This is a genomic window from Pseudomonas sp. B6(2017) (assembly GCF_002112765.1).
Classification (GTDB): domain Bacteria; phylum Pseudomonadota; class Gammaproteobacteria; order Pseudomonadales; family Pseudomonadaceae; genus Aquipseudomonas; species Aquipseudomonas piscis.
On record NZ_NEIQ01000003.1, the window covers coordinates 155,933 to 182,163 of the forward strand.

20 protein-coding genes and 2 tRNA genes are annotated in these 26,231 nt (G+C 62.1%); 4 read left to right on the plus strand and 18 right to left on the minus strand.

From position 1 onward, the window contains the following. Positions 1-101 precede the first annotated feature (101 nt). From CAG11_RS06325 to rnr, 8 genes are all read right to left on the minus strand, one after another. On the minus strand, positions 102-2,399 hold the full coding sequence (locus tag CAG11_RS06325; protein WP_085595483.1) for a YgiQ family radical SAM protein: 2,298 nt from the start codon (positions 2,397-2,399) through the stop codon (positions 102-104). A gap of 181 nt (positions 2,400-2,580) precedes the next feature. Then, positions 2,581-3,978 carry a replicative DNA helicase gene (gene dnaB, locus CAG11_RS06330; protein ID WP_053132335.1) on the minus strand — a complete coding sequence of 466 codons (1,398 nt, stop codon included), beginning with the start codon at positions 3,976-3,978 and terminating at the stop codon, positions 2,581-2,583. 124 nt (positions 3,979-4,102) lie between these two features. Beyond that, positions 4,103-4,549, minus strand: coding sequence for a 50S ribosomal protein L9 (rplI, locus tag CAG11_RS06335; RefSeq protein ID WP_007921484.1), 447 nt, complete (start codon positions 4,547-4,549; stop codon positions 4,103-4,105). Between the two features lie 21 nt (positions 4,550-4,570). Continuing rightward, entirely contained in the window at positions 4,571-5,470 is a 900-nt protein-coding gene (locus CAG11_RS06340; protein ID WP_085595485.1) for a hypothetical protein, read from the minus strand. A gap of 36 nt (positions 5,471-5,506) precedes the next feature. Beyond that, positions 5,507-5,737: a 30S ribosomal protein S18 gene (rpsR, locus tag CAG11_RS06345; RefSeq protein WP_002551829.1), complete on the minus strand. Its 231-nt coding sequence runs from the start codon at positions 5,735-5,737 to the stop codon at positions 5,507-5,509. Between the two features lie 28 nt (positions 5,738-5,765). Further along, positions 5,766-6,191 carry a 30S ribosomal protein S6 gene (gene rpsF, locus CAG11_RS06350; RefSeq protein WP_022641809.1) on the minus strand — a complete coding sequence of 142 codons (426 nt, stop codon included), beginning with the start codon at positions 6,189-6,191 and terminating at the stop codon, positions 5,766-5,768. A 252-nt stretch (positions 6,192-6,443) separates the two neighbouring features. Next, positions 6,444-7,205, minus strand: a complete 762-nt coding sequence (gene rlmB, locus CAG11_RS06355) for a 23S rRNA (guanosine(2251)-2'-O)-methyltransferase RlmB (protein WP_022641808.1) — start codon at positions 7,203-7,205, stop codon at positions 6,444-6,446. Beyond that, a complete protein-coding gene (gene rnr / locus CAG11_RS06360; protein ID WP_085595487.1) occupies positions 7,202-9,808 on the minus strand; it encodes a ribonuclease R in 2,607 nt (868 codons plus the stop codon). The genes rlmB and rnr overlap by 4 nt, the downstream gene beginning before the upstream one ends. Positions 9,809-10,033: 225 nt before the next feature. Here rnr and CAG11_RS06365 point away from each other — a divergent pair. The 4 genes from CAG11_RS06365 to CAG11_RS06380 all read left to right on the plus strand — a co-directional run bounded on the left by CAG11_RS06365 (position 10,034) and on the right by CAG11_RS06380 (position 13,157). Beyond that, positions 10,034-10,120 (plus strand) — tRNA-Leu (locus tag CAG11_RS06365). A gap of 183 nt (positions 10,121-10,303) precedes the next feature. Continuing rightward, positions 10,304-10,390: transfer RNA gene (locus CAG11_RS06370), tRNA-Leu, on the plus strand. 182 nt (positions 10,391-10,572) lie between these two features. Continuing rightward, on the plus strand, positions 10,573-11,598 hold the full coding sequence (locus CAG11_RS06375) for an extracellular solute-binding protein (protein WP_085595489.1): 1,026 nt from the start codon (positions 10,573-10,575) through the stop codon (positions 11,596-11,598). Further along, complete coding sequence (locus CAG11_RS06380) at positions 11,598-13,157, plus strand: iron ABC transporter permease (protein ID WP_085595491.1); 1,560 nt, start codon at positions 11,598-11,600, stop codon at positions 13,155-13,157. The genes CAG11_RS06375 and CAG11_RS06380 overlap by 1 nt, the downstream gene beginning before the upstream one ends. Before the next feature lie 50 nt (positions 13,158-13,207). Here CAG11_RS06380 and CAG11_RS06385 read toward each other — a convergent pair whose 3' ends face one another. From CAG11_RS06385 to CAG11_RS06430, 10 genes are all read right to left on the minus strand, one after another. Next, a complete protein-coding gene (locus CAG11_RS06385; RefSeq protein WP_085595493.1) occupies positions 13,208-15,142 on the minus strand; it encodes a methyl-accepting chemotaxis protein in 1,935 nt (644 codons plus the stop codon). A gap of 139 nt (positions 15,143-15,281) precedes the next feature. Beyond that, positions 15,282-16,574 carry an adenylosuccinate synthase gene (locus CAG11_RS06390; RefSeq protein WP_022641569.1) on the minus strand — a complete coding sequence of 431 codons (1,293 nt, stop codon included), beginning with the start codon at positions 16,572-16,574 and terminating at the stop codon, positions 15,282-15,284. A 54-nt stretch (positions 16,575-16,628) separates the two neighbouring features. Beyond that, complete coding sequence (locus CAG11_RS06395; RefSeq protein ID WP_085595495.1) at positions 16,629-17,816, minus strand: ATP phosphoribosyltransferase regulatory subunit; 1,188 nt, start codon at positions 17,814-17,816, stop codon at positions 16,629-16,631. Between the two features lie 292 nt (positions 17,817-18,108). Then, positions 18,109-18,978, minus strand: coding sequence for a protease modulator HflC (gene hflC / locus CAG11_RS06400; protein WP_085595497.1), 870 nt, complete (start codon positions 18,976-18,978; stop codon positions 18,109-18,111). Continuing rightward, positions 18,978-20,156: an FtsH protease activity modulator HflK gene (gene hflK, locus CAG11_RS06405; RefSeq protein WP_022641566.1), complete on the minus strand. Its 1,179-nt coding sequence runs from the start codon at positions 20,154-20,156 to the stop codon at positions 18,978-18,980. The genes hflC and hflK overlap by 1 nt, the downstream gene beginning before the upstream one ends. 96 nt (positions 20,157-20,252) lie before the next feature. Continuing rightward, positions 20,253-21,554, minus strand: a complete 1,302-nt coding sequence (gene hflX, locus CAG11_RS06410; RefSeq protein ID WP_022641367.1) for a ribosome rescue GTPase HflX — start codon at positions 21,552-21,554, stop codon at positions 20,253-20,255. Between the two features lie 12 nt (positions 21,555-21,566). After that, on the minus strand, positions 21,567-21,827 hold the full coding sequence (gene hfq / locus CAG11_RS06415; protein ID WP_007921378.1) for an RNA chaperone Hfq: 261 nt from the start codon (positions 21,825-21,827) through the stop codon (positions 21,567-21,569). 92 nt (positions 21,828-21,919) lie between these two features. Further along, on the minus strand, positions 21,920-22,891 hold the full coding sequence (gene miaA / locus CAG11_RS06420; RefSeq protein ID WP_085595500.1) for a tRNA (adenosine(37)-N6)-dimethylallyltransferase MiaA: 972 nt from the start codon (positions 22,889-22,891) through the stop codon (positions 21,920-21,922). Next, entirely contained in the window at positions 22,891-24,804 is a 1,914-nt protein-coding gene (gene mutL / locus CAG11_RS06425) for a DNA mismatch repair endonuclease MutL (RefSeq protein ID WP_085595502.1), read from the minus strand. Before mutL ends, miaA begins: the two co-directional genes overlap by 1 nt. After that, the gene (locus CAG11_RS06430) at positions 24,801-26,228 is read right to left on the minus strand and encodes an N-acetylmuramoyl-L-alanine amidase (RefSeq protein ID WP_207245095.1); all 1,428 of its coding nucleotides are present in this window, start codon (positions 26,226-26,228) and stop codon (positions 24,801-24,803) included. The genes mutL and CAG11_RS06430 overlap by 4 nt, the downstream gene beginning before the upstream one ends. Positions 26,229-26,231 lie beyond the last annotated feature (3 nt).

Here is a 26,231-nt window from a genome sequence, read left to right on the forward strand (position 1 = left end):
GCCAACCTTAACAAAGCGCCAGGCTTTTGTTGCCCTGTGCCCGTTAAAAATCCCTGGGGGCAAAAGCAAGACGCCAGCTTCATAGCTGGCGTCTTGTTGTATCAGCGCGGCACTACCGGCTTGCGGGTCGGCTTCTTGCCCTTGCCCTTGGCTGCGTCGGCACGCTCCTTGGCAGCTTGCTTGTTGCGGGCGAAGGCTGCGGCCTTGGCCTGTTCGCGCTTGTCCCAGGCGTTGCCGCCATCGCTGGCACGCGGCGGCAAGCCGGTGTGCTGGGTCAGGATCCGGGTTTCCTTGGCTACTTTGTGGCTGCCGGCCGGTGTCGAGTTCTTGCGTCGGGCACTCTGGTAGCTGTCGGTAGACGGCTGGTGCGCCGGGATCAGTTGCTGCTTGCCCGAACCGATCAAGTCGCCACGGCCCATGCGCAGCAAGGCCTCGCGCAGCATCGGCCAGCCCTTGGGATCGTGATAGCGCAGGAACGCCTTGTGCAGACGGCGCTGCTCCTCGCTCTTGACGATGGTCACCGCGTCGCTCTTGTAGGTGACCTTGCGCAGCGGGTTCTTGCCCGAGTGGTACATGGCGGTGGCGCTGGCCATCGGCGACGGATAGAACGCCTGCACCTGGTCGGCGCGGAAGCCGTTGCCCTTGAGCCACAGGGCCAGGTTCATCATGTCCTCGTCGGTGGTGCCCGGGTGGGCGGCGATGAAGTACGGAATCAGGTACTGCTCCTTGCCCGCTTCCTTGGAGTACTTCTCGAACATCCGCTTGAAGCGGTCATAGGTGCCGATCCCAGGTTTCATCATCTGGTTCAGCGGACCTTCCTCGGTGTGTTCCGGGGCGATCTTCAGGTAGCCACCGACGTGGTGGGTCACCAGCTCCTTGACGTATTCCGGCGATTCCACCGCCAGGTCGTAACGCAGGCCGGAAGCGATGAGGATCTTCTTCACGCCAGGCAAGGCGCGGGCACTGCGGTACAGCTGGATCAGCGACGAATGGTCGGTGTTCAGGTTCGGGCAGATGCCGGGGAACACGCAGGACGGCTTGCGGCACGCGGATTCGATTTCCGGGCTCTTGCAGGCGATGCGGTACATGTTGGCGGTTGGGCCGCCAAGGTCGGAGATCACCCCGGTAAAACCCGGGACCTTGTCACGAATTTCTTCGATCTCGCGGATGATCGACTCTTCGGAGCGGTTCTGGATGATCCGCCCTTCGTGCTCGGTGATGGAGCAGAAAGTGCAGCCACCAAAGCAGCCACGCATGATGTTCACCGAGAAGCGGATCATCTCGTAGGCCGGGATCTTCTCCTTGCCATAGACCGGATGCGGGATGCGCTGATAAGGCATGCCGAACACGTAGTCCATTTCCTCGGTGGTCATGGGGATCGGTGGCGGGTTGAACCAGACATCCTGTTCACCGTGCTTCTGCACCAGCGCACGGGCGTTGCCCGGGTTGGTCTCCAGGTGCAGCACGCGGTTGGCGTGGGCATAGAGCACCGGGTCGTTACGCACCTTTTCCATGGACGGCAAGCGGATCACGGTCTTTTCCCGGGTCATCTTCGGGCTGGCCAGGATCTGCACCACCTTGGCTTCGTTCGGATCCTCGACCGGGCCCTTTTCCTGCTCGATGGCGCAGGCGGCGGTGTCCTGGGTGTTGACGTAGGGGTTGATGATCTTGTCGATCTTGCCCGGACGGTCGATGCGGGTGGAGTCCACTTCGTACCAGTCCCTGGGCGTGTCACGACGGATGAACGCGGTGCCGCGCACATCGGTGATGTCTTCGATCTTCTGGCCGTAGGACAGGCGCTGGGCCACCTCGACGATGGCGCGCTCGGCGTTGCCGTAGAGCAGGATGTCGGCGCAGGCATCGATCAGGATCGAGTTGCGCACCCGGTCCTGCCAGTAGTCGTAGTGGGCGATTCGGCGCAGGGAAGCCTCGATGCCACCGAGGATGATCGGCACATGCTTGTAGGCTTCCTTGCAGCGCTGGCTGTACACCAGGCTGGCGCGGTCCGGACGCTTGCCCGCCAGGCCACCCGGGGTGTAGGCATCGTCGGAGCGAACCTTCTTGTCGGCGGTGTAGCGGTTGATCATCGAGTCCATGTTGCCCGCCGCGACACCGAAGAACAGGTTCGGCTCGCCGAGCTTCATGAAGTCGTCCTTGGACTGCCAGTTGGGCTGGGCGATGATCCCTACGCGAAAGCCCTGGGCTTCCAGCAGCCGGCCGATGATCGCCATGCCGAAGGACGGGTGATCGACATAGGCATCACCGGTGACGATGATGATGTCGCAGGAGTCCCAGCCGAGCTGATCCATCTCCTCCCTGCTCATGGGCAGGAACGGTGCTGGCCCGAAACATTCGGCCCAGTACTTTGGATAGTCGAATAACGGCTTGGCTGCTTGCATGTCGATGACCGGTGTTGGCGCAGATAAGGACGCGCTGAATGACAGGGAAATTCGCGGGCGCGGAATATAGCACAAAAAATGACCAATTCCGACTGCGCCAGTCGGAATTCATGGCCAGGGCAATCCGCGACGAAGAGACCTGCGCTCTCGCCGCATTCAGCCAGTGCCGCAAGAGACGCGGTTACTCGTCGTCGTCGAAGTTGTAGCTGCCCGGGGCCAGGTTCTCGAAGCGCGTGTACTTGCCGATGAAGGCCAGGCGGATGAAGCCGATGGGACCGTTCCGCTGCTTGCCGATGATGATTTCGGCGATGCCCTTGTGCTCGGTCTCCGGGTGATACACCTCATCCCGGTACACGAACATGATCACGTCGGCGTCCTGCTCGATCGCTCCGGATTCCCGGAGGTCGGAGTTCACCGGACGCTTGTTGGGACGCTGCTCCAGGGAGCGGTTGAGCTGGGACAGCGCCACCACCGGGCAGTTGAATTCCTTGGCCAGGGCCTTGAGGGAACGGGAGATCTCGGAAATCTCGTTGGTCCGGTTGTCGCCGCTGGAGCCCGGGATCTGCATCAGCTGCAGGTAGTCGATCATGATCAGGCCGATGTCACCGTGCTCACGCACCAGGCGCCGGGTCCGGGCCCGCATTTCCGAAGGGCTGATGCCCGCGGTGTCGTCGATGAACAGCTTGCGGTCGTTGAGCAGGTTGACCGCCGAGGTCAGGCGCGGCCAGTCATCGTCTTCCAACTGGCCGGAACGGACTTTGGTCTGGTCGATCCGGCCGAGGGAGGACAGCATACGCATGATCAGCGATTCGCCTGGCATCTCCAGGGAGTACACCAGGACGGCCTTGTCGCTACGCAGCACCGCATTCTCCACCAGGTTCATGGCGAAGGTGGTCTTGCCCATGGATGGACGGCCGGCGACGATGATCAGGTCGGCTGGCTGCAGCCCGCTGGTCTTCTCGTCAAGGTCGGTATAGCCGGTGGACAGGCCGGTAATGGCGTCGGACGTGTTGAACAGGGTATCGATGCGATCGATGGCCTTGGTCAACAGTTCGTTGACACCCACCGGACCGCCGGTCTTGGGCCGCGCTTCGGCGATCTGGAAGATCTGCCGCTCGGCCTCATCGAGGATCTCCTCGGCGGTACGCCCCTCGGGGTTGAACGCGCTGTCGGCGATCTCGTTGCTGATGCCGATCAGCTGGCGCAGGGTCGCCCGCTGGCGAACGATCTGCGCATAGGCCTTGATGTTGGCGACCGACGGGGTGTTCTTCGCCAGTTCGCCCAAATAGCCGAGGCCACCGACCTGGGAGGTCTGGCCTTCCTTGTCCAGTTGCTCGGACAAGGTCACCACGTCGATGGGCAGGTTCTGGTCGGCCAGGCGGGCGATGGCGCGGAAAATCAGGCGGTGGTCATGTCGATAGAAGTCGCCGTCGGAGACCTGATCCAGCACACGCTCCCAGGCGTTGTTGTCCAGCATCAAACCACCGAGCACGGCCTGTTCGGCCTCGATGGAGTGCGGCGGCACCTTCAGGGCAGCGGTTTGCAGATCGTATTGCTCGGGAGCGGAAATATCGTTCATGGCCACTTGGAATTCTAGAGACGGAAATCAGGATCGGCAGAAAGACAAAGGGCACGACCTGTGAACAGGATCGTGCCCGATGTTAACCGTCAGCCACACGAGGTGCCAGACGATTTAGTACTGCTTAAGCAGCCACCACGACAACGCGTACGGTAGCTTCGACTTCAGCGTGCAGGTGCACGGCTACGTCGAACTCGCCCACGTTACGGATGGTGCCGTTCGGCAGACGAACTTCGCTCTTGGCAACTTCAACGCCAGAGGCGGTCAGTGCGTCAGCGATGTCGTGGGTGCCGATCGAACCGAACAGCTTGCCTTCGTCACCAGCGGTGGCAGTGATGGTCACTTCCAGCTCAGCCAGTTGCGCAGCGCGAGTTTCGGCAGAAGCCTTCTTCTCTGCAGCCAGTTTTTCCAGCTCGGCACGACGCGCTTCGAATGCAGCCAGGTTGGCAGCGGTAGCAGCGGTGGCTTTGCCGAAAGGCAGCAGGTAGTTACGGCCGTAACCAGCCTTAACGTTTACCTTATCGCCCAGGTTGCCCAGGTTGGCGATTTTTTCCAGCAGGATCAGTTCCATTTGGTAATAACCTCTTAACTTTTAACCTTCACCGTTCGCAGAACCGTTATCGGCGTCTTTCGGCGCCAAACGACCGCGAAAATCAATCAGGCTGTCGACAATGGCCAGGACCACGAGCAACGGATAGATCAGCTGCATGAACGGCAGCATCGTGATGTACACCCCAACCAGCCAGAACCTGGCCAGTCGCCCTTGCGCCACCAGCCCGTGGATCAGGGCCAGCCCGGCGAAGGCCAGCGGCACACTGCACATCGGCGTCAGCATGGCCAGTTGCGGCCCGAAACTCGGCCCGACCAGCATGCACGCCAGCAGCAACATCGCTGGCCCAAGGGGGATTCTGATGGCGCGAAACTCGCGACCAAAACCACCCGGGTTATACAACACAGCTTGCCAGTAACGCCCAAGAATCAGGCTCAGCACGCTGATGACTTGCAGCAAGGCCGCTATCAGGCCGGTCAGGATCGGAGCGATCAGCGTGGCGAGGCGCGCTCGCTCTTCCACCGAAAGCTGCTGGTAGACCTCACCCAAGGCCATCGGCAGGATCTTGATCAGTTCCTGTGACAGCGCTTCGATCTGAGGGCGGAATGCCGCACCCAGGACTCCAGCGAACACCAACCCCATCGCTATGCTGACCAGCAGCACGCGGTTCCAGGATTCGCTTGCGCGTAAAACCAACGCAAGGCTCGAAGACCCCAGCAGCACCAGAAGCGCTCGTGGATCATCGAACGTCAGCCACCAGAGCAACGCCGGCAGCACTCCCAGAGCCAGGACACCAATGGCGCCCTGCAATCCGCGCCGCAGCAGCACAAGGCTTGCAGCGGCAGCACCCAACCAATACAACAACGGCAATGCCGAACAGCCAGCCACTACCAGAGTGGCCTGCACACGACCGCGCATGATGAACTCAGCTAAGGCGCGCATGCATTCAATCCCTTACTACTTGTCGACTGCCCGGTCTCAGCGGCCGTGGCTGTCGGTGTAGGCCAGCAGGGCCAGGAAGCGGGCGCGCTTGATAGCGGTGGCCAGCTGACGCTGATAACGAGCTTTGGTACCGGTGATGCGGCTTGGAACGATTTTGCCGGTCTCGGATACGTAGGCTTTCAGAGTGTTGAGATCTTTGTAATCGATCTCTTTCACGTCTTCAGCGGTGAAGCGGCAGAATTTACGACGACGGAAGAAACGTGCCATGTGATTGGCTCCTCAAAAGATCCGTGGATTACTCGTCAGCGTTATCGCTGTTGTCGCTGTCATTGCTGTCGTCGCCATCGGCGCTGTCAGCATGCTCAGGACGGTCGCGACGCTCACGGCGCTCGCTGCGGTTTTCTTCGGCCTTGAGCATCTCGGATTGGCCAGTGATGGCTTCTTCGCGACGGATGACCAGGTTACGGATCACTGCATCGTTGTAACGGAAGTTGTCTTCCAGCTCAGCCAGGGCTTTACCGGTGCACTCAACGTTCAGCATCACGTAGTGAGCCTTGTGAACATTGTTGATTGCGTAGGCCAGTTGACGACGGCCCCAGTCTTCCAGACGGTGGATCTTGCCGCCGTCTTCTTCGATCAGCTTGGTGTAACGCTCAACCATGCCGCCGACTTGCTCGCTCTGATCCGGGTGGACCAGGAAGATGATTTCGTAATGACGCATGAATGCTCCTTACGGGTTGTAGCCTGCCGCCTGTAAGCGGTCAGACAAGGAGTGAATGACACTTTGTGTGTCTTGCCTGGTCGCAGGCCCCCAAGAAACGAACAAAGGGATACCTGCCGTACGGCAAGGGGCGCAATTGTAGAGAAGGGGAAACAGCGGCGCAAGGAAATTGGTGAATATTTGAACAACAACTGCAAGCCATGGGTCGCGAGCGACAGGCAATAGCACCTGCCGCCCATGACTCGCCGCCTGTTACTTGCGCGCGGCCTTGGCCTTGGCGCCGCGCTGGCGCATGGCTTCGAACAGGCAGACGCCTGTGGCCACGGAGACGTTGAGGCTGCTGACACTACCGGCCATCGGCAAGCGCACCAGATAGTCGCAGTGCTCGCGGGTCAGGCGGCGCATGCCCTTGCCCTCGGCCCCCATGATGATGATGGTCGGCCCGGTCAGGTCCTGATCGTACAGTTCCTGCTCGGCTTCGCCGGCAGTACCGACGATCCACAGGCCACGCTGCTGGAGCTTCTCCAGGGTACGGGCCAGGTTGGTCACCGCCACCAGTGGAATCACTTCTGCAGCGCCACAAGCGACCTTGCGCACGGTTGGCGTCAGGGTCGCCGACTTGTCCTTGGGCACCAGCACCGCCAAGGCCCCCGCAGCATCGGCGGTACGCAGGCAGGCACCGAGGTTATGCGGATCGGTCACGCCATCGAGCACCAGCAACAGCGGCGCACCCTCAGTTCGATCCAGCAGTTCATCGAGCATGGCTTCGCCCCAGACCTGGCTGGGACTGACTTCCGCCACCACGCCCTGGTGCACGCCCTCGACCCAGGCGTCCATCTCACGACGCTCGGCCTGACCGACCGCAACCCGGTTCTGCCCCGCCAGGTCCAACAGCACCTGGACCCGGGGATCACTGCGGCCTTCGGCCAGCCAGATCTGCTTGACCCGCTTGGGATGGTGACGCAGCAATGCTTCCACGGCATGTACGCCGTAGATTTTTTCCAACTGACTCATGGCTTGGCCTTAGGTTTACGCGCCCCACCGCTCTTTGCGCCGGAGCCTGACTTGGACGGCCCCTTGCGATGCTTGGTGGGCTTGGCAGGCTTGTCGAACGCCGGCTTGCCGGACTTTCCAGCCGCGGGCTTGCCGCCGGCCTTGGCCTCGGCCAGCAACGCCTTCTTCATCTCCCGGCTTTTGCGCACCTCGGCGTTTTTCGCCGCGGCATCGCTGGGACGGTAGGCATCGGAGGCCTTTTCCTTGCTGGAACTGCGCCGAGCGGGTTTGGCCGGAGCGCGCTCCTCGACCACCTTGCTCGCCGGAGCATCGGCCGCGCCGCGCTTCTTGCGGCCAACAGGGGCGCTGAAGGTTTTTTCCGCCATTTCGAAGTCGATCTTGCGCTCGTCCAGGTCGACGCGCATGACCCGCACCTCCACCGTGTCACCCAGGCGGAAGCTGCGACCCGTGCGCTCACCCGCCAAGCGGTGGTGCACAGGGTCGAAATGATAGTAGTCCGCCGGCAGCGCGGTGACGTGCACCAGGCCCTCGACATAGATATCGGTCAGTTCGACGAACAGGCCGAAACCAGTCACGGCGGTGATCACACCTGGGAAGGATTCGCCTACGCGATCCTTCATGAACTCGCACTTGAGCCAGTTCACCACGTCCCGCGTGGCTTCGTCGGCACGCCGCTCGCTCATCGAGCATTGCTCGCCGAGCTGCTCCAGGATGGCTTCGTCGTATGGATAGATACGCGCCTTGGGGATGCTCGTCGCGCCAGCACGACGCACATGCGGCGTCTCCTGCCGGGAATGGATGACGCTGCGAATGGCCCGATGGGTCAACAGGTCCGGATAGCGACGGATCGGCGAGGTGAAGTGGGTATAGGCTTCGTAATTCAGGCCGAAGTGGCCCTGGTTATCGGCGCTGTACACCGCCTGGCTCAACGAGCGCAGCATCACGGTCTGGATCAGGTGGTAGTCCGGGCGATCCTTGATCTTTTCCAGCAGGGACTGGTAGTCCTTCGGCGTCGGACCTTCCTTGCCCTTGTGCAGGGTCAGGCCAAGCTCGCCGAGGAAGGCCCGCAGTTTTTCCAGGCGCTCCGGCGGCGGGCCATCGTGCACCCGGTACAACGCTGGAATTTCATGCTTCTTGAGGAACTCGGCGGTGGCCACGTTGGCCGCCAGCATGCACTCCTCGATCAGCTTGTGGGCATCGTTGCGCGTAGTCGGCCGGATCTCGGCGATCTTGCGCTCGGAGCCGAAGATGATCCGGGTTTCCTGGGTCTCGAAATCGATGGCGCCACGGGTATGGCGCGCGCCCAGCAATACCTTGTACAGCGCGTAGAGCTGCTTGAGGTGCGGCACCACGTCGGCATATTCGCCGCGCAGTTGCTTGGCTTCGCCGGTCTTGGGGTGCTCGAGCATCGAGCTGACCTTGTTGTAGGTCAGGCGCGCCTTGGAGTGGATCACCGCTTCGTAGAACTGGTAGTCGGTCATTTCGCCGGACTTGGAGATGGTCATTTCACAGACCATGGCCAGGCGATCGACCTTCGGATTCAGCGAGCACAGGCCGTTGGACAACGCCTCAGGCAGCATCGGAATCACGCGCTCGGGGAAGTACACCGAGTTGCCGCGCACCTGGGCCTCGGCATCCAGGGCCGAACCGATCTTCACGTAGCTGGAGACGTCGGCGATCGCCACGTACAGCTTCCAGCCACCGCCGAACAGGCGCAGCTTGCCGGGCTTGGCTTCGCAATAGACCGCATCGTCGAAGTCCCGGGCGTCCTCGCCGTCGATGGTGACGAAGGGCAGGTCTCGCAGGTCGATGCGTTTTTCCTTGTCCTTCTCTTCTACCTCCGGCTTGAGCCGGCCGGCTTCCTTGAGCACGGCCTGGGGCCAGACATGGGGGATATCGTAGGTACGCAGGGCGACATCGATCTCCATGCCCGGCGCCATGTAGTTGCCGACCACTTCGACTACATCGCCTTGCGGCTGGAAGCGCGGAGTTGGCCAATGGGTGATCTTCACCGCGACGAACTGGCCGATCTTGGCATTGGCATTGCGGCCTGGGGTCACCAGCACTTCCTGTTGGATCTTCGGATTGTCCGCGACCACGAAGCCGATGCCGCCTTCTTCGAAGTAGCGACCCACGATGCTTTCATGGGCGCGCGATACCACCTCGACGATCACGCCTTCACGACGACCGCGGCGATCCACGCCGGAAACCCGGGCCAGAGCCCGGTCGCCGTCGAATACCAGGCGCATTTGCGCCGGGCTCATGAACAGGTCTTCGCTGCCGTCGTCCGGCACGAGGAAGCCGAAACCGTCGCGGTGACCGCTGATGCGGCCGAGAATCAGGTCGAGTTTATCCACCGGCGCATAGGTGCCGCGGCGGGTATAGATCAGTTGAGCGTCGCGCTCCATGGCACGCAGGCGGCGGCGCAGGGCTTCGAGCTGGTCTTCGGTGGTCAGACCGAACTCTTCCACCAACTGCTCGCGACTAGCTGGCGAACCCCGGTCAGCCAGATGCTGGAGGATGAGTTCGCGGCTAGGAATAGGGTTTTCGTATTTTTCCGCTTCACGAGCGGCCTCGGGATCGAGGGACTGCCAATCGGCCATTAGATAGATTTCACCTTGTCTATATCCCGGTTAGTTTGGCATACGCGTATTGAAACGGGAAATTTCAGGCTTGGACAAAGCTGGAAAACACCTCGTCACTCCTCTGATACATCCTTCCGTCTACCCCCGGAGCATTTTTTCAAATTTTTTTGAATCCAGGGGTTTACAGCTCAAAACAGCGTCCGTATAGTGCGCGCCATCGACGACGGAGACGTCAGCGATACTGCCCAGATGGTGAAATTGGTAGACACGCCAGCTTCAGGTGCTGGTGGCCGCAAGGCCGTGGAAGTTCGAGTCTTCTTCTGGGCACCAATTCAAGAGCTTGAGATTAGATCAATTTCAAGACTCGGACAAAAACCCGCGAAAGCGGGTTTTTGCGTTCTAAGCCCCTGATTTTATTAAGTATTTGATTTAATAAAAGCAAAACAGGGGTTTACAGATCAAAATACTGCCCGTATAGTTCGCCCCATCAACGACGGAGACGTCAGCGATACTGCCCAGATGGTGAAATTGGTAGACACGCCAGCTTCAGGTGCTGGTGGCCGCAAGGCCGTGGAAGTTCGAGTCTTCTTCTGGGCACCAATTCAAAACTTCAGGATTTTTTCTGAAGTCTCACAAAAACCCGCGAAAGCGGGTTTTTGCGTTTCTGCCCTCCAGTTTTTCCCTCTCTCCACCAGACTCGCCCTCCGCAAAGCGCACATGAGAAACGATATCGTTTATGATTGTTACAAGTTTTTGCAATGCAAGAGTGAGGAAACCTGCGAATGATGTTCAGAAATACCCTCCTACCAACATCCCTTCTGCGTGGCTTGACCATCACTTTGCTGGGATTGACCCTGGCAACCTCAATCACCCAGGCCGCTGAACCCGTTTCCCTGACCCTGTACAACGGCCAGCACAAGGAAGTCGGCGAAGCGGTCGCCAAGGCCTTCGAAGCCAAGACCGGCATTCACGTCAATGTTCGCAAGGGCAGCAGCAACCAGCTGGCCAGCCAGGTAGTCGAAGAAGGCGAGCGCTCCCCCGCCGACGTGATCTATTCCGAAGAATCCCCACCCCTGAACAAACTGGGGGAACAGGGCCTGCTGGCCCAGATCGACACCGCCACCCTGGCCTTACTGCCCAAGGAGTATGTGGCCAGCAACGGTACCTGGATCGGCATCACCGCCCGCGTCCGCGTGGTGGCCTTCAATCCCAAGCTAGTCGCTGAAAAGGACCTGCCCACATCGGTACTGGAATTCTCCCAGCCCCAATGGCAAGGCAAGATCGGCTTCGTCCCCACCAGCGGCGCTTTCCAGGAACAGGCCGTGGCGATCATCAAGCTGCACGGCATGGACGCAGCCGAAGAATGGCTGACCGGGCTACGAGCCTTCGGCAAGGTCTACAGCAACAACATGGTCGCGCTCAAGGCCGTGGAAAACGGCGAAGTGGCCGCGGTCCTGGCAAACAACTACTACTGGTTCGCCCTACAACGGGAAAGAGGCCAGCTGGACTCCAAGCTGCACTACTTCACCAATGGCGACGCCGGCGGCCTGATCACCGTCTCCAGTGCTGCGGTACTCAAGTCCAGCAAGCATCCCAAGGAAGCCCAGCAATTCCTCGCCTACATGGCCAGCGAAGAAGGCCAGCGCGTCATCACCCAGACCACCGCGGAATATCCGCTGCACAAGGGCATGGAGTCCAACCGCGGTCTCAAGCCCTTCAGCGAGCTGAACCCTCCACGGGTGACACCCGCCGACCTGGGCAATGCCGAACAGGCCCTGGAGCTGGAACGTGATGTCGGCCTGAACTGATGGGCCCTTCGTTTTCCGCAGCACGCGCCCATCGCGCACCGGGGCGCAAGCCCCCTCCTGCCTGGCTGCTACTGCCGGTCCTGCTATTGGTCTGCCTGAGCCTCCTGCCCCTGGGTTATGTGGTGCTCAAGGCCTGGCAAGCCGGCTGGGCAGAAGCCTGGCACCTGTTATGGCGCCCCTACGTATTCCGCCTGCTACGCAACACGCTGTTGCTGATGCTCGGAACGACCGGCGCCTGCGCGATCATCGGCCTGTCCCTGGCCTGGCTGCTGGAGCGCAGCGACCTGCCGGGCCGGAGGATCTGGGGCGTGGTGCTGTGCCTGCCGTTCGCCGTGCCGGCTTTCGTCAGCAGTTTCACCTGGGTATCCCTGAGCGCCAGCTTCGAAGGATTGGGCGGGGCGATCCTGGTGATGACCCTCTCCAAGTACCCGCTGGTATTCCTGCCAGTAGCCGCTACCCTGCGCAATCTCGACCCATCCCTGGAGGAATCCGCGCGCACCCTGGGGCAGGACCGCTGGGGAGTGTTCTTCAAGATCACCCTGCCCCTGCTCTGGCCATCGCTACTGGCCGGATCGCTGCTGATTGCCTTGCACATGCTGGTGGAGTTCGGCGCCCTGTCGATCATGGGCCTGCAGACCTTCACCACGGCGATCTACCAGCAATTCGAACTGGAATTCAGCAACGCCAATGCGGCGATGCTGTCGGCCGTCCTGCTGCTGTTGTGCCTGGCCCTGCTGTGGCTGGAGCTGCGAGTCCGCGGCAAGGGCCGACACGTACGCATCGGCCAGGGAGTCGCCCGCCATGCCGAACAGGTGCGCCTGGGAGCCTGGAGCCTGCCCGGACAGCTCTATTGCCTGGTACTGGCACTGATCGGCAGCGGCGTTCCCCTGGTAATGCTGGCCTACTGGCTGGCGATAGGTTCATCGGCCGCCTTTCCCATGGCCGCCATCGGTGAAGCCCTGCTTTCATCCCTGGCGCTCTCTCTTGGCGGCGCGGCGCTGTGCCTGCTGCTGGCGGTGCCGGTGGGCCTGTTGGTGGTGCGCTACAAAGGGCGACTGGCGATCTGGGTCGAACGCCTGCCTTACTTGCTGCACGCTTTGCCAGGCCTGGTGATCGCCCTGACCCTGGTGTACTTCGCCTTGCACTATGTGCCGGCGCTGTACCAGACCTCGGCGCTGCTGCTGATCGCCTACGCCTTGCTGTTCCTGCCACTGGCCCAGGCACCGATTCGCACAGCCTTGAACAAGGCAGCACCACAGCTGGAAGAGGCGGCGCGAACCCTGGGAGCTTCGTCGTTCGGGGCCTTTTGCCGGGTCACCCTGCCGATCATCTTCCCGGCACTGGGTGCGGCCTTCGCCCTGGTGTTCCTGGATGCGATGAAGGAACTCACCGCAACCCTGCTACTCAGTCCCACGGGGCTGAACACCCTGGCCACCGCAGTCTGGGCCCATACCTCGAACCTGGAGTTCGCCGCAGCGGCGCCCTATGCGGTGCTGTTGATCCTGGTCTCGGGCCTGCCGGTGTATCTGCTGACGACGCGCATGTACCTGAGCCGCTGAGAACACCCTGCCGGCCAATGGCTCGCCAGAGCCATCAGCCAGTACCGACCTCAGGCGCGAAACTGGCCCAGGCTGGCCTTGAGCTGCGCCGCCAGGCCGTCCAGCACCTTGCCGCTGGCGGTGGTTTCCACCACCGCCTGGGCCGCACGCTCGGCCTGGGCATGAATGGTCTCCACTCGTCCACGCACCGCCTGCGCGCCCTGGGCTTGTTGCGCCGCAGCCTGGGTAGCCAAGCCAATGGCAGCGTGCACCTGCTCCACCGACGACTGCACCGACTGCTGCAATCGAGCGCTGTCGCGCAGCACCAGCAAGCCTTCGCTGGCCTGGCGCCCAGCCTGGCCGATAGCCGCCACCGCTTCGCGCGCACCTTGCTGCAAAGCGCCGATATGGGCCTGGATATCGCCAGTGGAACTCTGGGTCTTGCTGGCCAAGGCCCGCACTTCGTCCGCCACTACCGCAAAACCGCGCCCGGTCTCCCCGGCCCGCGCCGCCTCGATCGCCGCGTTCAGCGCCAGCAGGTTGGTCTGCTCGGCGATGCCATGGATCACCGTCAGCACCACCTCGATCTGCTCGCTCTGCTGGGCCAAGCGCTCGATCACCTTGGCCCCGGTATCCACCTGCCCGGCCAGGGCCTCGATCAAGCTACCGACCTGCTCCGAAGTCCGGGTGGTCTCGTCGGTGGCCTGGCGGATCTCCACCACCTGCTGCAACGCGGCCTGCATGGCCTGGCTTTCCGCCTGGGCCTCATCAGCCATGTGCGACAGGGCCCGCAGGCTCTCCGCCACCTCGTCGCGCTGGGCCTCGGCCGCCGCATCGGCACCGGCATTACGCAAGCTCATCGCACCAATCTCGACGCCAGTGCGCTGCGCCACATCACCCGCCTCACGGACGATCGGCTGCAACTTGTCGACGAAGCGATTCACCGCCGAGGCCATGTCGCCGATCTCATCGTTGCTGTTGAGTGGCACGCGCTTGGTCAGGTCGCCCTCACCGGCCGCCAGGTCATTGAGCGCGGCAATCAGCAGGTGCAGCTTGTTGACCACCCGCCGCCCCAGCACCACCGCCAGCAACAGCAGCAACGCCAGGCCTACCAAGGCCAGGCCTACGCCAATCTGCCAACGCAGGGTGGCCGCCGCCTCTTGCACGGTACTGGCAGTGTTGGCCTGCATCTGGGCCGCCGTGCCCTGGGCCGACTGCAGCCGTGAACGCATCGCCGCCGAACTGTCGGCGGAAGCCCCCTTGAGACTGTCGCCAACGAGTTGGTCGCTGCTCGCGATCAAGGCCGTGAAGCGCTGGTCCAGCGCCGCGATGTCTGCCTCCACGGATGCCGTGGATACCCCCATCAGCACCTTCCCGATCTCCACCCCATTGGGATTGATCGAGGCCTCGATGTAGTAGACCGAAGGATCGTTCTTCGCCGCATCCAGGACCTTGTCCAGGGCCCGATCGCCCTTGCCCTTCTCCAGCAGGGCGCGGTTGATGGGGTTTTCCCGGTTCAGGTAGCGAGTCAGGTGCGCACCCGTGGCATCGTCATACACCACGAAGAGCACGCTAGGATTGCGCTGGGCCCGCCGCGCGAACTCGGACAAGGTTGGCACATCGTTGTCCCACATGGCCCGAGGCGCCACCGAGGCCAGCAACTGGGCCATATCGTTGGCGGAATCCTTCAGGTCTTTCTCCAGCGCGTCGCGCAGCTGTACCTGCTCCTCCTTGAGCCGCGACGACAAGCCAGCCGTAAGCCGCTGGCGAGTACTGGCGGACAGGCTCTCCAGGCTGGATGTGACCTCCTTGCCCGCCTGCTCCAGCTCCCCCGCGAGCTTCTGGCTGTCACCGCCCAGGCGCGAAGCCAGGTTTGCCTCCAGGGCTGTCACCGTGCTCCGGGTCAGGGCAACGGCGACCAGCACTTGCACCAAAAGGGCGATACCGAGAGTAACGAATACAGGCCGTAGTAAACGGCTTTGTAACAGTGAGAGAACGGCCGACACAGGAAATCCCTCTACTTTTGACGCCATTATTCTGATGGCACTCTAGAAGTGGATTTCCCAGCAAGGGTCGTGCCGTGCGGCAGGCAGAAACGACAAAGGGCCCCATTAGGGGCCCTTTGTTTGCTACATCAACAGCTTATCAAGCGAACGGATGGCGCAGGACGATAGTCTCGTTGCGGTCCGGGCCTGTCGAGATAATGTCGATCGGCGCGCCGACCAGCTCTTCGATGCGCTTGATGTAGGCCAGGGCGGCGGCCGGCAGCTCTTCCAGGGTCTTGACGCCCAGGGTCGACTCGCTCCAGCCCGGCATCTGCTCGTACACCGGCTCCAGGCCGATGTAGCTGTCGGCGTCGGTTGGCGCGTCGATGACTGCACCATCCTGGTTCTTGTAGCCAACGCAGATATTGATGGTTTCCAGGCCGTCCAGTACGTCCAGCTTGGTCAGGCACAGGCCCGAAATGCTGTTGACGTCGATGGCGCGACGCAGGATCACGGCATCGAACCAACCGCAGCGGCGGGCACGGCCAGTGGTGGCGCCGAACTCGTGACCACGCTTGGCCAGGAAGGCACCGACGTCATCGAACAGCTCGGTCGGGAATGGGCCCGAGCCAACACGAGTGGTGTAGGCCTTGGTGATGCCCAGGATGTAGTCGATGTACATCGGACCCACGCCAGAACCGGTGGCAATGCCGCCAGCGGTGGTGTTGGAGCTGGTGACGTACGGATAGGTGCCGTGGTCGATGTCCAGCAGCGAACCCTGGGCGCCTTCGAACATGATGTCCTTGCCGTCGCGACGCAGCTGGTGCAGTTCGGCGGTGACGTCGAGCATCATCGGCTTGAGCTGCTCGGCGTACTCCATGCACTCGTCCAGGGTCTTCTGGAAGTCGATGGCCGGCTCTTTGTAGTAATTGACCAGGACGAAGTTGTGGTAGTCCAGCAACTCGCCCAGCTTGGCGGCGAAACGCTCGCGGTGGAACAGGTCGCCGATGCGCAGGCCGCGGCGAGCCACCTTGTCTTCGTAGGCCGGGCCGATGCCACGACCGGTGGTGCCGATCTTGGCTTCGCCGCGGGCTTTCTCGCGGGCCTGGTCCAGCGCTACGTGGTAGGACAGGATCAGCGGGCAGGACGGGCTGATGCGCAGGCGCTCGCGTACCGGTACGCCTTTTTCTTCCAGCTTGACGATTTCACGCATCAAGGCATCCGGAGCCACCACTACGCCGTTGCCGATCAGGCACTGCACGCCCTCGCGCAGCACGCCGGACGGGATCAGGTGCAGAACGGTCTTCTCACCGTCGATCACCAGGGTATGGCCGGCGTTGTGGCCACCTTGGTAGCGCACTACGGCGGCGGCATGTTCGGTCAGCAGATCAACGATCTTGCCTTTGCCCTCATCACCCCACTGGGTGCCCAGGACTACGACATTCTTACCCATAACATTTGTCCTCATTCGCGCAAACTTGGTGCCGGCGAGAGCCGGCAGGAAAACTCAGGAAACCAGTGGCAATACTTGCCAAATACCATCTTGCTGAACCAATTGCCGGTCGCAGTCCACTTCCGCGGCAGCGGCCAAGGGTTGCCCAGGCAAGGCCTGGACAACGCGCTGGCCTTCGCTGCGCAACTGGCAGACGGTCTGCCAGAGTGCTGCGTCGGTGTTGTCGGGCATCCAGATACCACCCGACGGCAATTCGATCTCGGCACGCCCCAGGGTCACCAGGGTCTTGAGGTCGGTGGAGAAACCGGTAGCCGGCCGGGCACGCCCGAAATCCGCGCCGATGTCATCGTAGCGACCGCCCTGGGCGATGGATTGACCCACGCCAGGGACGAATACCGCGAACACCACCCCAGTGTGGTAGTGATAGCCACGCAGTTCACCAAGATCGAAATACAGCGGCAGATCCGGGAAACGCACCGACAGGCGCTCGGCAATCGTCAGCAGCTCATCCAGGGCCACCAGCACCGGAGTCGGCGCACCGGCCAGGCGACGGCGAGCATCGCTCAGCACTTCACGGCTACCGCACAGGTCCACCAGGGAACGCAGCATCTGCGCCAGGTCCGCCGGCAGCCCTTCGGTCAGGCTGATGACCTCATCGATCGCCTTGCGCTGCAAGGCGTCGAACAATTGTTGCTCCACGGCGCCGGACAGGCCGGCAGCCTGGGCCAGGCCACGGTAGATCCCCACGTGGCCCAGGTCCATGTGCACATCCGGCACCTCGGCCAGCTGCAGCATGGCCAACATCAGACTGATGACCTCGACGTCGCTGCTTGGGCTGGCGTCGCCGTACAACTCGGCACCCAGCTGGATCGGGCTACGGGAAGTCGACAGGGCCCGCGGCTGGGCATGCAGCACGCTGCCGGCGTAGCACAGGCGGCTCGGCCCTTCACGACGCAGGGTGTGGGCGTCGATACGCGCCACTTGTGGCGTGATGTCGGCACGGAACCCCATTTGCCGGCCCGATTGCGGATCGATGACCTTGAAGGTGCGCAGGTCCAGGTCCTGGCCGGCGCCCGTCAACAGGGATTCCAGGTATTCGATATGGGGAGTGACGACAAACTCGTAACCCCAGCTCTGAAACAGATCCAACACCTGACGACGCGCTACTTCGATGCGCGCCGCTTCCGGCGGCAATACTTCTTCGATGCCATCTGGCAGCAGCCAGCGGTCTACCGTTGCCATTACGCCATTCCCCTATGGTCCGGGCGGCAAGCCTGGGGCCAGCCTTAGAGTGAAGCAGAAAACAGTCGCATCCGACGCGAGCTCAGCCGGACAGGCAGCCAGAAATCGGCTGTACAGACCCTTTTCCTCGAAAAATCTCGCCGGACTCTTGAACGAGCCACGGCCAATCAAACATGCAGACGCAAAAAAGCCGGGAATTTCCCGGCTGCCGCATCATACACCCGTTTTCCCAAAGGATCACCCCGCGAGGCGTTTTAGCCGCCCGGCGGGGTGCCCTTGGGCCAAGGGCGGATCAAGGCTTGGACTTTTCCAGGTAGTGGAAGAAGTCGCTGCTCGGATCCAAGACCATGACGTCGGATTTGTTCGCGAAGCTTTCACGGTAGGCTCGCAGGCTACGGTAGAAGGCGTAGAACTCCTGATCCTGGCCGTAGGCCTTGGCATAGATAGCCGCAGCCTGGGCGTCGCCATCACCGCGCACCTCTTCGGACTCACGATAGGCTTCGGCCAGCAGTACACGGCGCTGACGATCGGCGTCGGCACGGATACCTTCGGCCAGCTCGTTACCCTTGGCGCGATGCTCGCGAGCCTCACGCTCACGCTCGGTGCTCATCCGCTCGAACACGCTGCGGTTCACTTCCTTGGGCAGGTCGATGGCCTTGACCCGGACATCCACGACTTCGATGCCCAGTTCCTTCTCCGCCATCTTGTTCAGCGAGCCGGTGATGTCGGCCATCAGCGCATCGCGCTCACCCGACACCACTTCGTGCAGGGTGCGCTTACCGAACTGGTCGCGCAGGCCCGATTCCAGGCGGCGGGACAGGCGCTCGTCAGCGATCTGCTTGAGACCGGAAGTCGCGGTGTAGAAACGCTCGGCGTCCTTCACCCGCCACTTGGCGTAGGCATCCACCATCACCGCTTTCTTTTCCAGGGTCAGGAAGCGCTGAGTCGGTGCATCCAGGGTCATCAGGCGTGCATCGAACTTACGCACCTGGTTCACGTAGGGCACTTTCACATGCAGGCCAGGCTGGACATCGGCCTGGACCACACGACCGAACTGCAGCAACACCGCGCGCTCGGTCTGAGCCACGATGTAGAAGCTGTTCCAGGCAACCACCGCCACGACTACACCCACGATCAGGGCGATCAGCGATTTATTGCTCATCAGCGACTCTCCCTAGAACGCGTCTGCTGCTGTTGCTGCATATGCTCAACCGCCGCGCGCGCATTCGCTTCATTGCTGGAAGTAGAAGCAGAGCCCGTTACCGAGGAGCCACCGCTACGACCACTGTCGATCATCTTGTCCAACGGCAGGTACAGCAGGTTGTTCTGCCCGCCCTTGCCACCGGTCACCAGCACCTTGCTGGTATTGCTGAAGACTTCCTGCATGGTGTCCAGGTACAGGCGCTGGCGAGTGACCTCTGGCGCCTTGCGGTACTCGGCGACCAGCTTGGTGAAGCGATCGGCCTCACCCTTGGCGCGCGAGACCACCTCGTCGCGGTAACCGTTGGCATCCTCGAGAATGCGCTGGGCCTGGCCGCGAGCTTCAGGAACCACGCCGTTGGCGTAGGTTTCAGCCTGGTTGCGCGAACGCTGCTCATCTTCACGAGCACGGATCACGTCGTCGAAGGCTTCCTGCACTTCACGCGGGGCCGCCGCGCTCTGCACGTTCACCTGGGTCACGGTGATACCGGTGCGATAGTTGTCGAGGAAACGCTGCAGACGCTCCTTGATCTCGCTGGCCATGAGTTCACGACCCTCGGTCAACACCTGGTCCATGGCGGTGGAGCCCACCACATGGCGCAGGGCACTGTCGGTCGCGTGCTGCAGACTGATCTCCGGCTGGTCGACGTTCAGCACGAAGTCCTGCAGGTTACTGATCTTGTACTGCACGGTCAGTGGCACCTCGACGATGTTCTCGTCCTCGGTCAGCATCTGGCCCTGCTTGGTGTAGGCACGCTCACGCGTGACGTTTTCCATGTACTTGCGATCGATCGGCGGGAAATAGATGTTCAGGCCCGGGCCAACGGTCTCGTAATACTTGCCGAAGCGCAGCACCACGGCCTGCTCCTGCTCGTCGACGACGTAGACGGCGCTGTACAGCCATGCCGCCGCCAACACCACAAGACCAATGCCCAGCAAGCCGAAACCACCGCCCTTGCCGGAGCTGGGGCCGTCATCACCACGTTTCTTACCACCACCGAACAACCCATTCAGGCTTTCCTGCAGCTTACGGAAGGCCTCGTCGAGATCTGGCGGGCCCTTGCGATCGCCGTTATTGCGGCGCTTACCGCCCCAAGGGTCCTGATTATTCGAGTTGCCACCCGGCTCATTCCAAGCCATAGCGCTCTCCATCTGATAAAGCAAAGACGCGCCCACGGCGCGCCGGCCAATGCTACAGAATGCCTGCTACAGCGGCACAACCGCATGCCCAGGCTTTTATTGCAAAGTGTGTTGCTCGATGAAGTCCGACGGTTGCCATCCTTCGCGACTGACCAGCCGATTCAACTCGGTACGGGGCAGGCGAACGGCCAGCAAACTGACACCCTCGTCGTCGTGATCTTCTTTCTGCACAGCGTTCAACTGGAAAAACTGTGCTCGCAGTCGAGCAAAACGCTGGGGCAAGCGCAAGGTGCCCACGAACAAATCTTCACCCAAAAGCTCGGCGATGGCCTGCTTGAGTAGGTCAAGCCCTTGCCCGTCACGGGCCGAAAGCCAGACCCGCTGCGGCTTGCCATCGGGATCACGCTGGATCTGCGGCTCAACCCCCTCGAGCAAATCGAGTTTGTTATAGACCTCCAGGATCGGCAAGTCTTGAGCCCCGATCTCCCCCAGCACCACCATGACCTGCTCGATCTGGGCCATGCGCTCAGGCTCATGGGCGTCGATCACATGCAGCAGCAAGTCGGAGTTGCTCGACTCTTCGAGAGTCGCACGGAACGCCTCGACCAGTTTGTGCGGCAAGTGGCGAATGAAGCCCACGGTATCGGCCAGCACGATCGGCCCCAAGTCATCCAGCTCAAGCCGGCGCAAGGTAGGATCCAGGGTGGCGAAAAGCTGGTCTGCCGCGTAGACATCGGACACGGTGACAGCATTGAACAGGGTGGATTTGCCGGCGTTGGTATAACCCACCAGCGATACCGAGGGGATATCGGCCCGTTTGCGGCCGCGACGAGCCTGCTCACGCTGGCTGCGGACCTTTTCCAGGCGCGCCTTGATCTGGCGCAAACGCACTCGCAGCAGGCGTCGGTCGGTTTCCAGCTGGGTTTCCCCCGGACCACGCAGACCGATACCGCCTTTCTGTCGTTCGAGGTGAGTCCAGCCACGAACCAATCGGGTGCTCATGTGCTCAAGCTGGGCCAGTTCGACCTGGAGCTTGCCTTCATGAGTACGGGCTCGTTGAGCGAAGATATCGAGAATCAGCCCCGTGCGGTCGATCACGCGACACTCGAATGCGCGTTCGAGGTTGCGTTCCTGGCTGGGCGTGAGGACATGATTGAAAATCACCAGGTCTACCTGTTCGGCTTTGACCAGGTCGCGCAATTCCTCGACCTTGCCGCTGCCAACCAGGTATTTGGCGGTTGGCCGATGACGCGGCACGCTGATAAACGCGACGGTCTCGGCGCCGGCCGATACTGCCAGCTCCTGAAACTCCTGCGGATCTTCGCGCGCCTCAGGGTCCTGACCTTCCAAGTGAACGAGGATGGCTCGCTCACCACCACCGTGGCGCTCAAAGAACAAAGGAGACTCCTATCAGGCGTTACCTGGCTCAGCGTCACCCTGTTCGGATTCGGATGCACTAGGCAGGCGAATCGGGCGAACTGGAACCACTGTCGAGATAGCGTGCTTGTACACCATCTGGCTGACGGTGTTTTTCAGCAGGATGACGAATTGGTCGAAGGACTCGATCGTGCCTTGCAGCTTGATGCCGTTGACCAGGTAGATGGAAACCCCAACTTTCTCTTTACGCAATGTATTCAAGTAAGGGTCTTGTAGCGAATGCCCTTTTGACATGTGCCGCACTCCTTTAAGGATCAATAATAAAAACCGGAAAACAGATGGCCAAAGCCGTCACACCCCCAAGGATAGACGGCAATTGCAAGGACTCAGCCCAATATGGAGATCGTCCCTAAGTATTTCAAGGCGCGTGGCAGATTGTCGCAATCCAAGCTGTCCAACCATTGCAGGCCGGACCAGCTGCGTAACCAGGTAAACTGGCGTTTCGCCAATTGGCGCGTGGCGATGATGCCCCGCTCCTGCATTTCGGCGAACGTCAACTTGCCATCCAGGTGATCCCAGACTTGGCGGTAGCCCACTGCACGTATAGACGGCAACCCGGCATGCAGGTCACTTCTCGAACGCAGTGCTACGACCTCATCGATGAATCCCTGTTCCAACATTTGTGTGAATCTTTGTGCAATACGCTGGTGCAGTACCTGGCGATTCGCCGGAGCGATGGCCAGATTGGCGACAGTATAGGGCAATTGGCCGTGTCCCGAAGCGCCTGCTTCGGTACTTTGCGCCAATTGACGCTGACGATGGGCCGTCATCGTCAGGCCACTGGCCCGATAGACTTCCAATGCCCGGGTCAAACGCTGGGGATCATTGGGATGGATTCTCGCCGCGGACTCCGGGTCCACCGCCGCCAACTGGCCGTGCAGCGCCTGCCAACCAAGGCGCGCCGCCTCTTCTTCCAGCTCGGCGCGGATCTGCGGGTCCGCCGGCGGCATATCCGCCAGGCCTTCGAGCAGCGCCTTGTAATACAGCATGGTGCCCCCCACCAGCAGCGGAATCTTGCCCCGAGCGGTTATATCGGCCATCGCCGCCAGGGCACCGGTACGAAAATCCGCCGCCGAATAACTTTCGGCCGGGTCGAGGATATCGATCAGGCGATGGGGAAACTGCGCCAGCAGCTCCTTGGAGGGCTTGGCGGTACCAATATCCATGCCGCGGTAGACCAGCGCCGAGTCGACACTGATCAATTCGCAGGGCAATACCTTGGTCAGCTCGATGGCCAGGTCGGTCTTGCCCGCCGCGGTCGGGCCCATCAGGAAAATCGCGGGAGGAAGCTGGGTCATCAACGGCCGCGCAAAAAAAGTTTGTCCAGATCGTCCAGGCCCATCTGGGTCCAGGTCGGCCGGCCGTGGTTGCACTGGCCGCTGCGCTCGGTGTTTTCCATGTCGCGCAGCAGTGCGTTCATTTCCGGGATGGCCAGGCGCCGATTGGCGCGCACGGCACCATGGCAGGCCATGGTTCCCAGTAGTTCGTTGAGGTGGGCCTGGATACGATCACTGGTACCGTATTCCATCAGGTCCGCCAGTACGTCCTGCACCAGGCGATTGGCCTCGGCCTGCTTGAGCAACGCGGGAATCTGCCGGATCGCCAGGCTCTCAGGGCCCAGGCGCTGCAACTCGAAGCCCAGGCGCTGGAACCACTGGGCGTGCTCCTCGGCGCAATCGGCTTCGCGCTGGCTCAATGCCAGCGACTCGGGCACCAACAACGGCTGGCCACTGAGCCCCTCGCTGGCCATGGCCACCTTCAGCCGTTCGTACATGATCCGCTCATGGGCGGCATGCATGTCCACCAGCACCAGGCCAATGGCGTTCTCGGCCAGGATATAGATGCCCTTGAGCTGGGCCAGGGCATACCCCAGGGGAGGAATGTCGCCCTGGCTTTCCGGCAACGCGCCGCTCGCGCTCGGGGCATTTTCCAGCGGCGCATAGAATTCGCGGTAGACCGCCTGGCTCTCCCCGGCATTCACTGGCTGCGCAGGGCGTGGCGTGTACTGATATTGATAACCCGCACCCGCTGCGCTCGAGGAAAACGCCGGACGTTGCTCGCCCTGGGGCTGCTCGAGTACCGGCGAAGCCAGGCGCATCTCGCCCTGGGGCCCGAACTCACCAGCCTGCAGGCCGCTTGGGCGGACCATTTCGGCAGTCGAGGCAGGAGCCGCCAGCTGATCCTCCGGACGCACGTCAGCCAGGGCCCGGTGCAGGGTGCCATACAGAAAGTCGTGGACCATCCGGCCTTCACGAAAGCGTACTTCGTGCTTGGTCGGATGCACGTTGACATCGACCCCAGTGGGATCGAGCTCTAGGAACAGCACGAAAGTCGGGTGCCGGCCGTTGAACAGCACGTCACGGTAAGCCTGGCGCACCGCATGGGCCACCAGCTTGTCGCGGACCGCGCGGCCGTTGACGAAGAAGTACTGCAGGTCCGCCTGGCTGCGCGAGAAGGTCGGCAAGCCGACCCAACCCCACAGGCGCAGGCCGTTGCGTTCGACTTCGATCGGCAGCGCCTGCTCGAGGAAGCCCGGACCGCAGATGGTGCCCACGCGCCGGGCCCGGGCCATCTCGTCGGCGGCCTCGTGCAGGCTGAAGATGGTCTTGCCATTGTGGCGCAGGTGAAAAGCCACGTCGAAGCGCGCCAGCGCCAGGCGCCGGACGACTTCCTGCAGGTGATCGAACTCGGTCTTCTCGGCCTTGAGGAACTTGCGCCGGGCCGGGGTATTGAAGAACAGGTCGCGCACTTCCACCGAGGTGCCGACCGGATGCGCCGCAGGCTGCACCCGCGGGGTCATGTCACGGCCTTCAGTCTCCACCTGCCAGGCCTCGCTGGCCTCGGCAGTACGTGAAGTCAGGGTCAGCCGGGCCACCGAACTGATCGACGCCAAGGCCTCGCCGCGAAAACCGAGACTGAGCACGCCTTCGAGATCTTCCAGCTCACGAATCTTGCTGGTGGCGTGGCGCGCCAGGGCCAGTGGCAAGTCGTCAGGGGCGATACCACCGCCGTTATCACGTACCCGCAACAGCTTCACGCCACCTTGCTCGACCTCCACCTCGATCCGCCGGGCGCCGGAGTCGAGGCTGTTTTCCAGCAGTTCCTTGGCCACCGAGGCCGGGCGCTCGACCACCTCGCCGGCGGCGATCTGGTTGGCAAGGCGCGGGCTGAGCAGCTCGATGCGCGAACCGCCGACTACTGACTCACTCATTCCTTGGCCGCCAGTTCAGTACCGGGGATGGTCAGGACTTGCCCCACTTTCAATTCATCGCCCTTGAGGTTGTTGGCACTGCGCAAGGCAGCGGCCGGAACCTGGTAGCGCACCGCGATCATGGCCAGGGTTTCTCCCGGGTTGACCCGGTGGTCACGGGGACCCTGGGCGATCTTTCCGGAATCCCGCAGCCAGGCGATATAGGTGCCTGGGGGCGGATTCTGCTGGAAGAACTGTCGCACGCCGCTGCTGATGGAGCGCGCCAGGGCCTGCTGGTGGCTGGCGGTGGCCAGTTTCGAGGCCTCGTTGGAGTTGGAGATGAAGCCGGTCTCCACCAGGATCGAAGGAATGTCCGGCGACTTGAGCACCATGAACCCGGCCTGTTCCACCCGCTGCTTGTGCAGTGGCGTGACCCGGCCGATGTTGTTCAACACCTTCTGCCCGACGTTCAGGCTGGAGGTCAGGGATGCGGTCATCGAAAGGTCCAGCAGTACCCCGGCCAGCATCCGGTCCTTGTCATCGAGGCTGACGTTGCCGGCACCGCCGATCAAGTCGGAACGGTTTTCGCTATCCGCCAGCCAGCGCGCGGTTTCCGAAGTGGCACCGCGCTCGGACAGGGCGAACACCGAGGCACCGAAAGCCGCCGTGGACGGCGCGGCGTCGGCGTGGATCGAAACGAACAGGTCGGCGCCCTTCTTGCGGGCGATCTCGGTCCGGCCCCGCAGAGGAATGAAGTAGTCGCCGGTACGGGTCAGCTCGGCACGGTAGCCCTTGACGCCGTTGATCTGGCGCTGCAGTTCACGGGCGATGGACAGCACCACGTCCTTCTCGTGCTGGCCACGGGACCCGGACGCGCCCGGGTCCTCGCCGCCGTGGCCGGCATCGATCACCACGATGATGTCGCGCTTGCCCGCCGGGGCCGGAGGCAGCTTGATCGCCGGTTCTGCCGGCGTGACAGGCACTGCCGGGACGGTAGCCACGGCTGGCGGCGGCGCAGTCGGCGGCGCTGCGTCGGCCGGGTTGTCGAACAGGTCGACCACCAGGCGGTTGCCGTACTGGGCATTGGGGGCCAGGGTGAAGCTCTTCGGCGTGACGGCCTTCTTCAGGTCCACCACTACCCGCAGGTCCGTGGGAGTTCGCTGCGCCGAACGCATGGCAGTGATCGGGGTATTGGCCATGGCGACATTCAGCGAACCACCGAGGGTGGCGCCATTGATATCGATCACCAGGCGATCTGGGGCCGTGAGGGTAAAGACGCTGTGTTGAACCGGGCCGGAGAGGTCGAATACCAATCGCGTGTTATCCGGTGCCCGCCAGAGGCGGACGCTGCGAACCTGTGTAGCGGCCACAGCATCGACGGCCAATGCCGTAAGCAACAGTCCTACGACAGCAACCAACGCGCGAATGCGCATACCTAACCCCATCAA

What these genes read in the sequence shown, in the direction of transcription:
- hflC (WP_085595497.1), bottom strand. Translation starts at nt 18,978, where the DNA reads ATGAGCAATAAATCGCTGATCGCCCTGATCGTGGGTGTAGTCGTGGCG.
- CAG11_RS06390 (WP_022641569.1), bottom strand. Translation starts at nt 16,574, where the DNA reads ATGGGTAAGAATGTCGTAGTCCTGGGCACCCAGTGGGGTGATGAGGGC.
- dnaB (WP_053132335.1), bottom strand. Translation starts at nt 3,978, where the DNA reads ATGAACGATATTTCCGCTCCCGAGCAATACGATCTGCAAACCGCTGCC.
- CAG11_RS06380 (WP_085595491.1), top strand. Translation starts at nt 11,598, where the DNA reads ATGGGCCCTTCGTTTTCCGCAGCACGCGCCCATCGCGCACCGGGGCGC.
- CAG11_RS06430 (WP_207245095.1), bottom strand. Translation starts at nt 26,228, where the DNA reads ATGGGGTTAGGTATGCGCATTCGCGCGTTGGTTGCTGTCGTAGGACTG.
- rpsF (WP_022641809.1), bottom strand. Translation starts at nt 6,191, where the DNA reads ATGCGTCATTACGAAATCATCTTCCTGGTCCACCCGGATCAGAGCGAG.
- miaA (WP_085595500.1), bottom strand. Translation starts at nt 22,891, where the DNA reads ATGACCCAGCTTCCTCCCGCGATTTTCCTGATGGGCCCGACCGCGGCG.
- rpsR (WP_002551829.1), bottom strand. Translation starts at nt 5,737, where the DNA reads ATGGCACGTTTCTTCCGTCGTCGTAAATTCTGCCGCTTCACCGCTGAA.
- rnr (WP_085595487.1), bottom strand. Translation starts at nt 9,808, where the DNA reads ATGGCCGATTGGCAGTCCCTCGATCCCGAGGCCGCTCGTGAAGCGGAA.
- mutL (WP_085595502.1), bottom strand. Translation starts at nt 24,804, where the DNA reads ATGAGTGAGTCAGTAGTCGGCGGTTCGCGCATCGAGCTGCTCAGCCCG.
- hfq (WP_007921378.1), bottom strand. Translation starts at nt 21,827, where the DNA reads ATGTCAAAAGGGCATTCGCTACAAGACCCTTACTTGAATACATTGCGT.
- CAG11_RS06375 (WP_085595489.1), top strand. Translation starts at nt 10,573, where the DNA reads ATGATGTTCAGAAATACCCTCCTACCAACATCCCTTCTGCGTGGCTTG.
- CAG11_RS06325 (WP_085595483.1), bottom strand. Translation starts at nt 2,399, where the DNA reads ATGCAAGCAGCCAAGCCGTTATTCGACTATCCAAAGTACTGGGCCGAA.
- hflK (WP_022641566.1), bottom strand. Translation starts at nt 20,156, where the DNA reads ATGGCTTGGAATGAGCCGGGTGGCAACTCGAATAATCAGGACCCTTGG.
- CAG11_RS06340 (WP_085595485.1), bottom strand. Translation starts at nt 5,470, where the DNA reads ATGCGCGCCTTAGCTGAGTTCATCATGCGCGGTCGTGTGCAGGCCACT.
- rplI (WP_007921484.1), bottom strand. Translation starts at nt 4,549, where the DNA reads ATGGAACTGATCCTGCTGGAAAAAATCGCCAACCTGGGCAACCTGGGC.
- rlmB (WP_022641808.1), bottom strand. Translation starts at nt 7,205, where the DNA reads ATGAGTCAGTTGGAAAAAATCTACGGCGTACATGCCGTGGAAGCATTG.
- CAG11_RS06395 (WP_085595495.1), bottom strand. Translation starts at nt 17,816, where the DNA reads ATGGCAACGGTAGACCGCTGGCTGCTGCCAGATGGCATCGAAGAAGTA.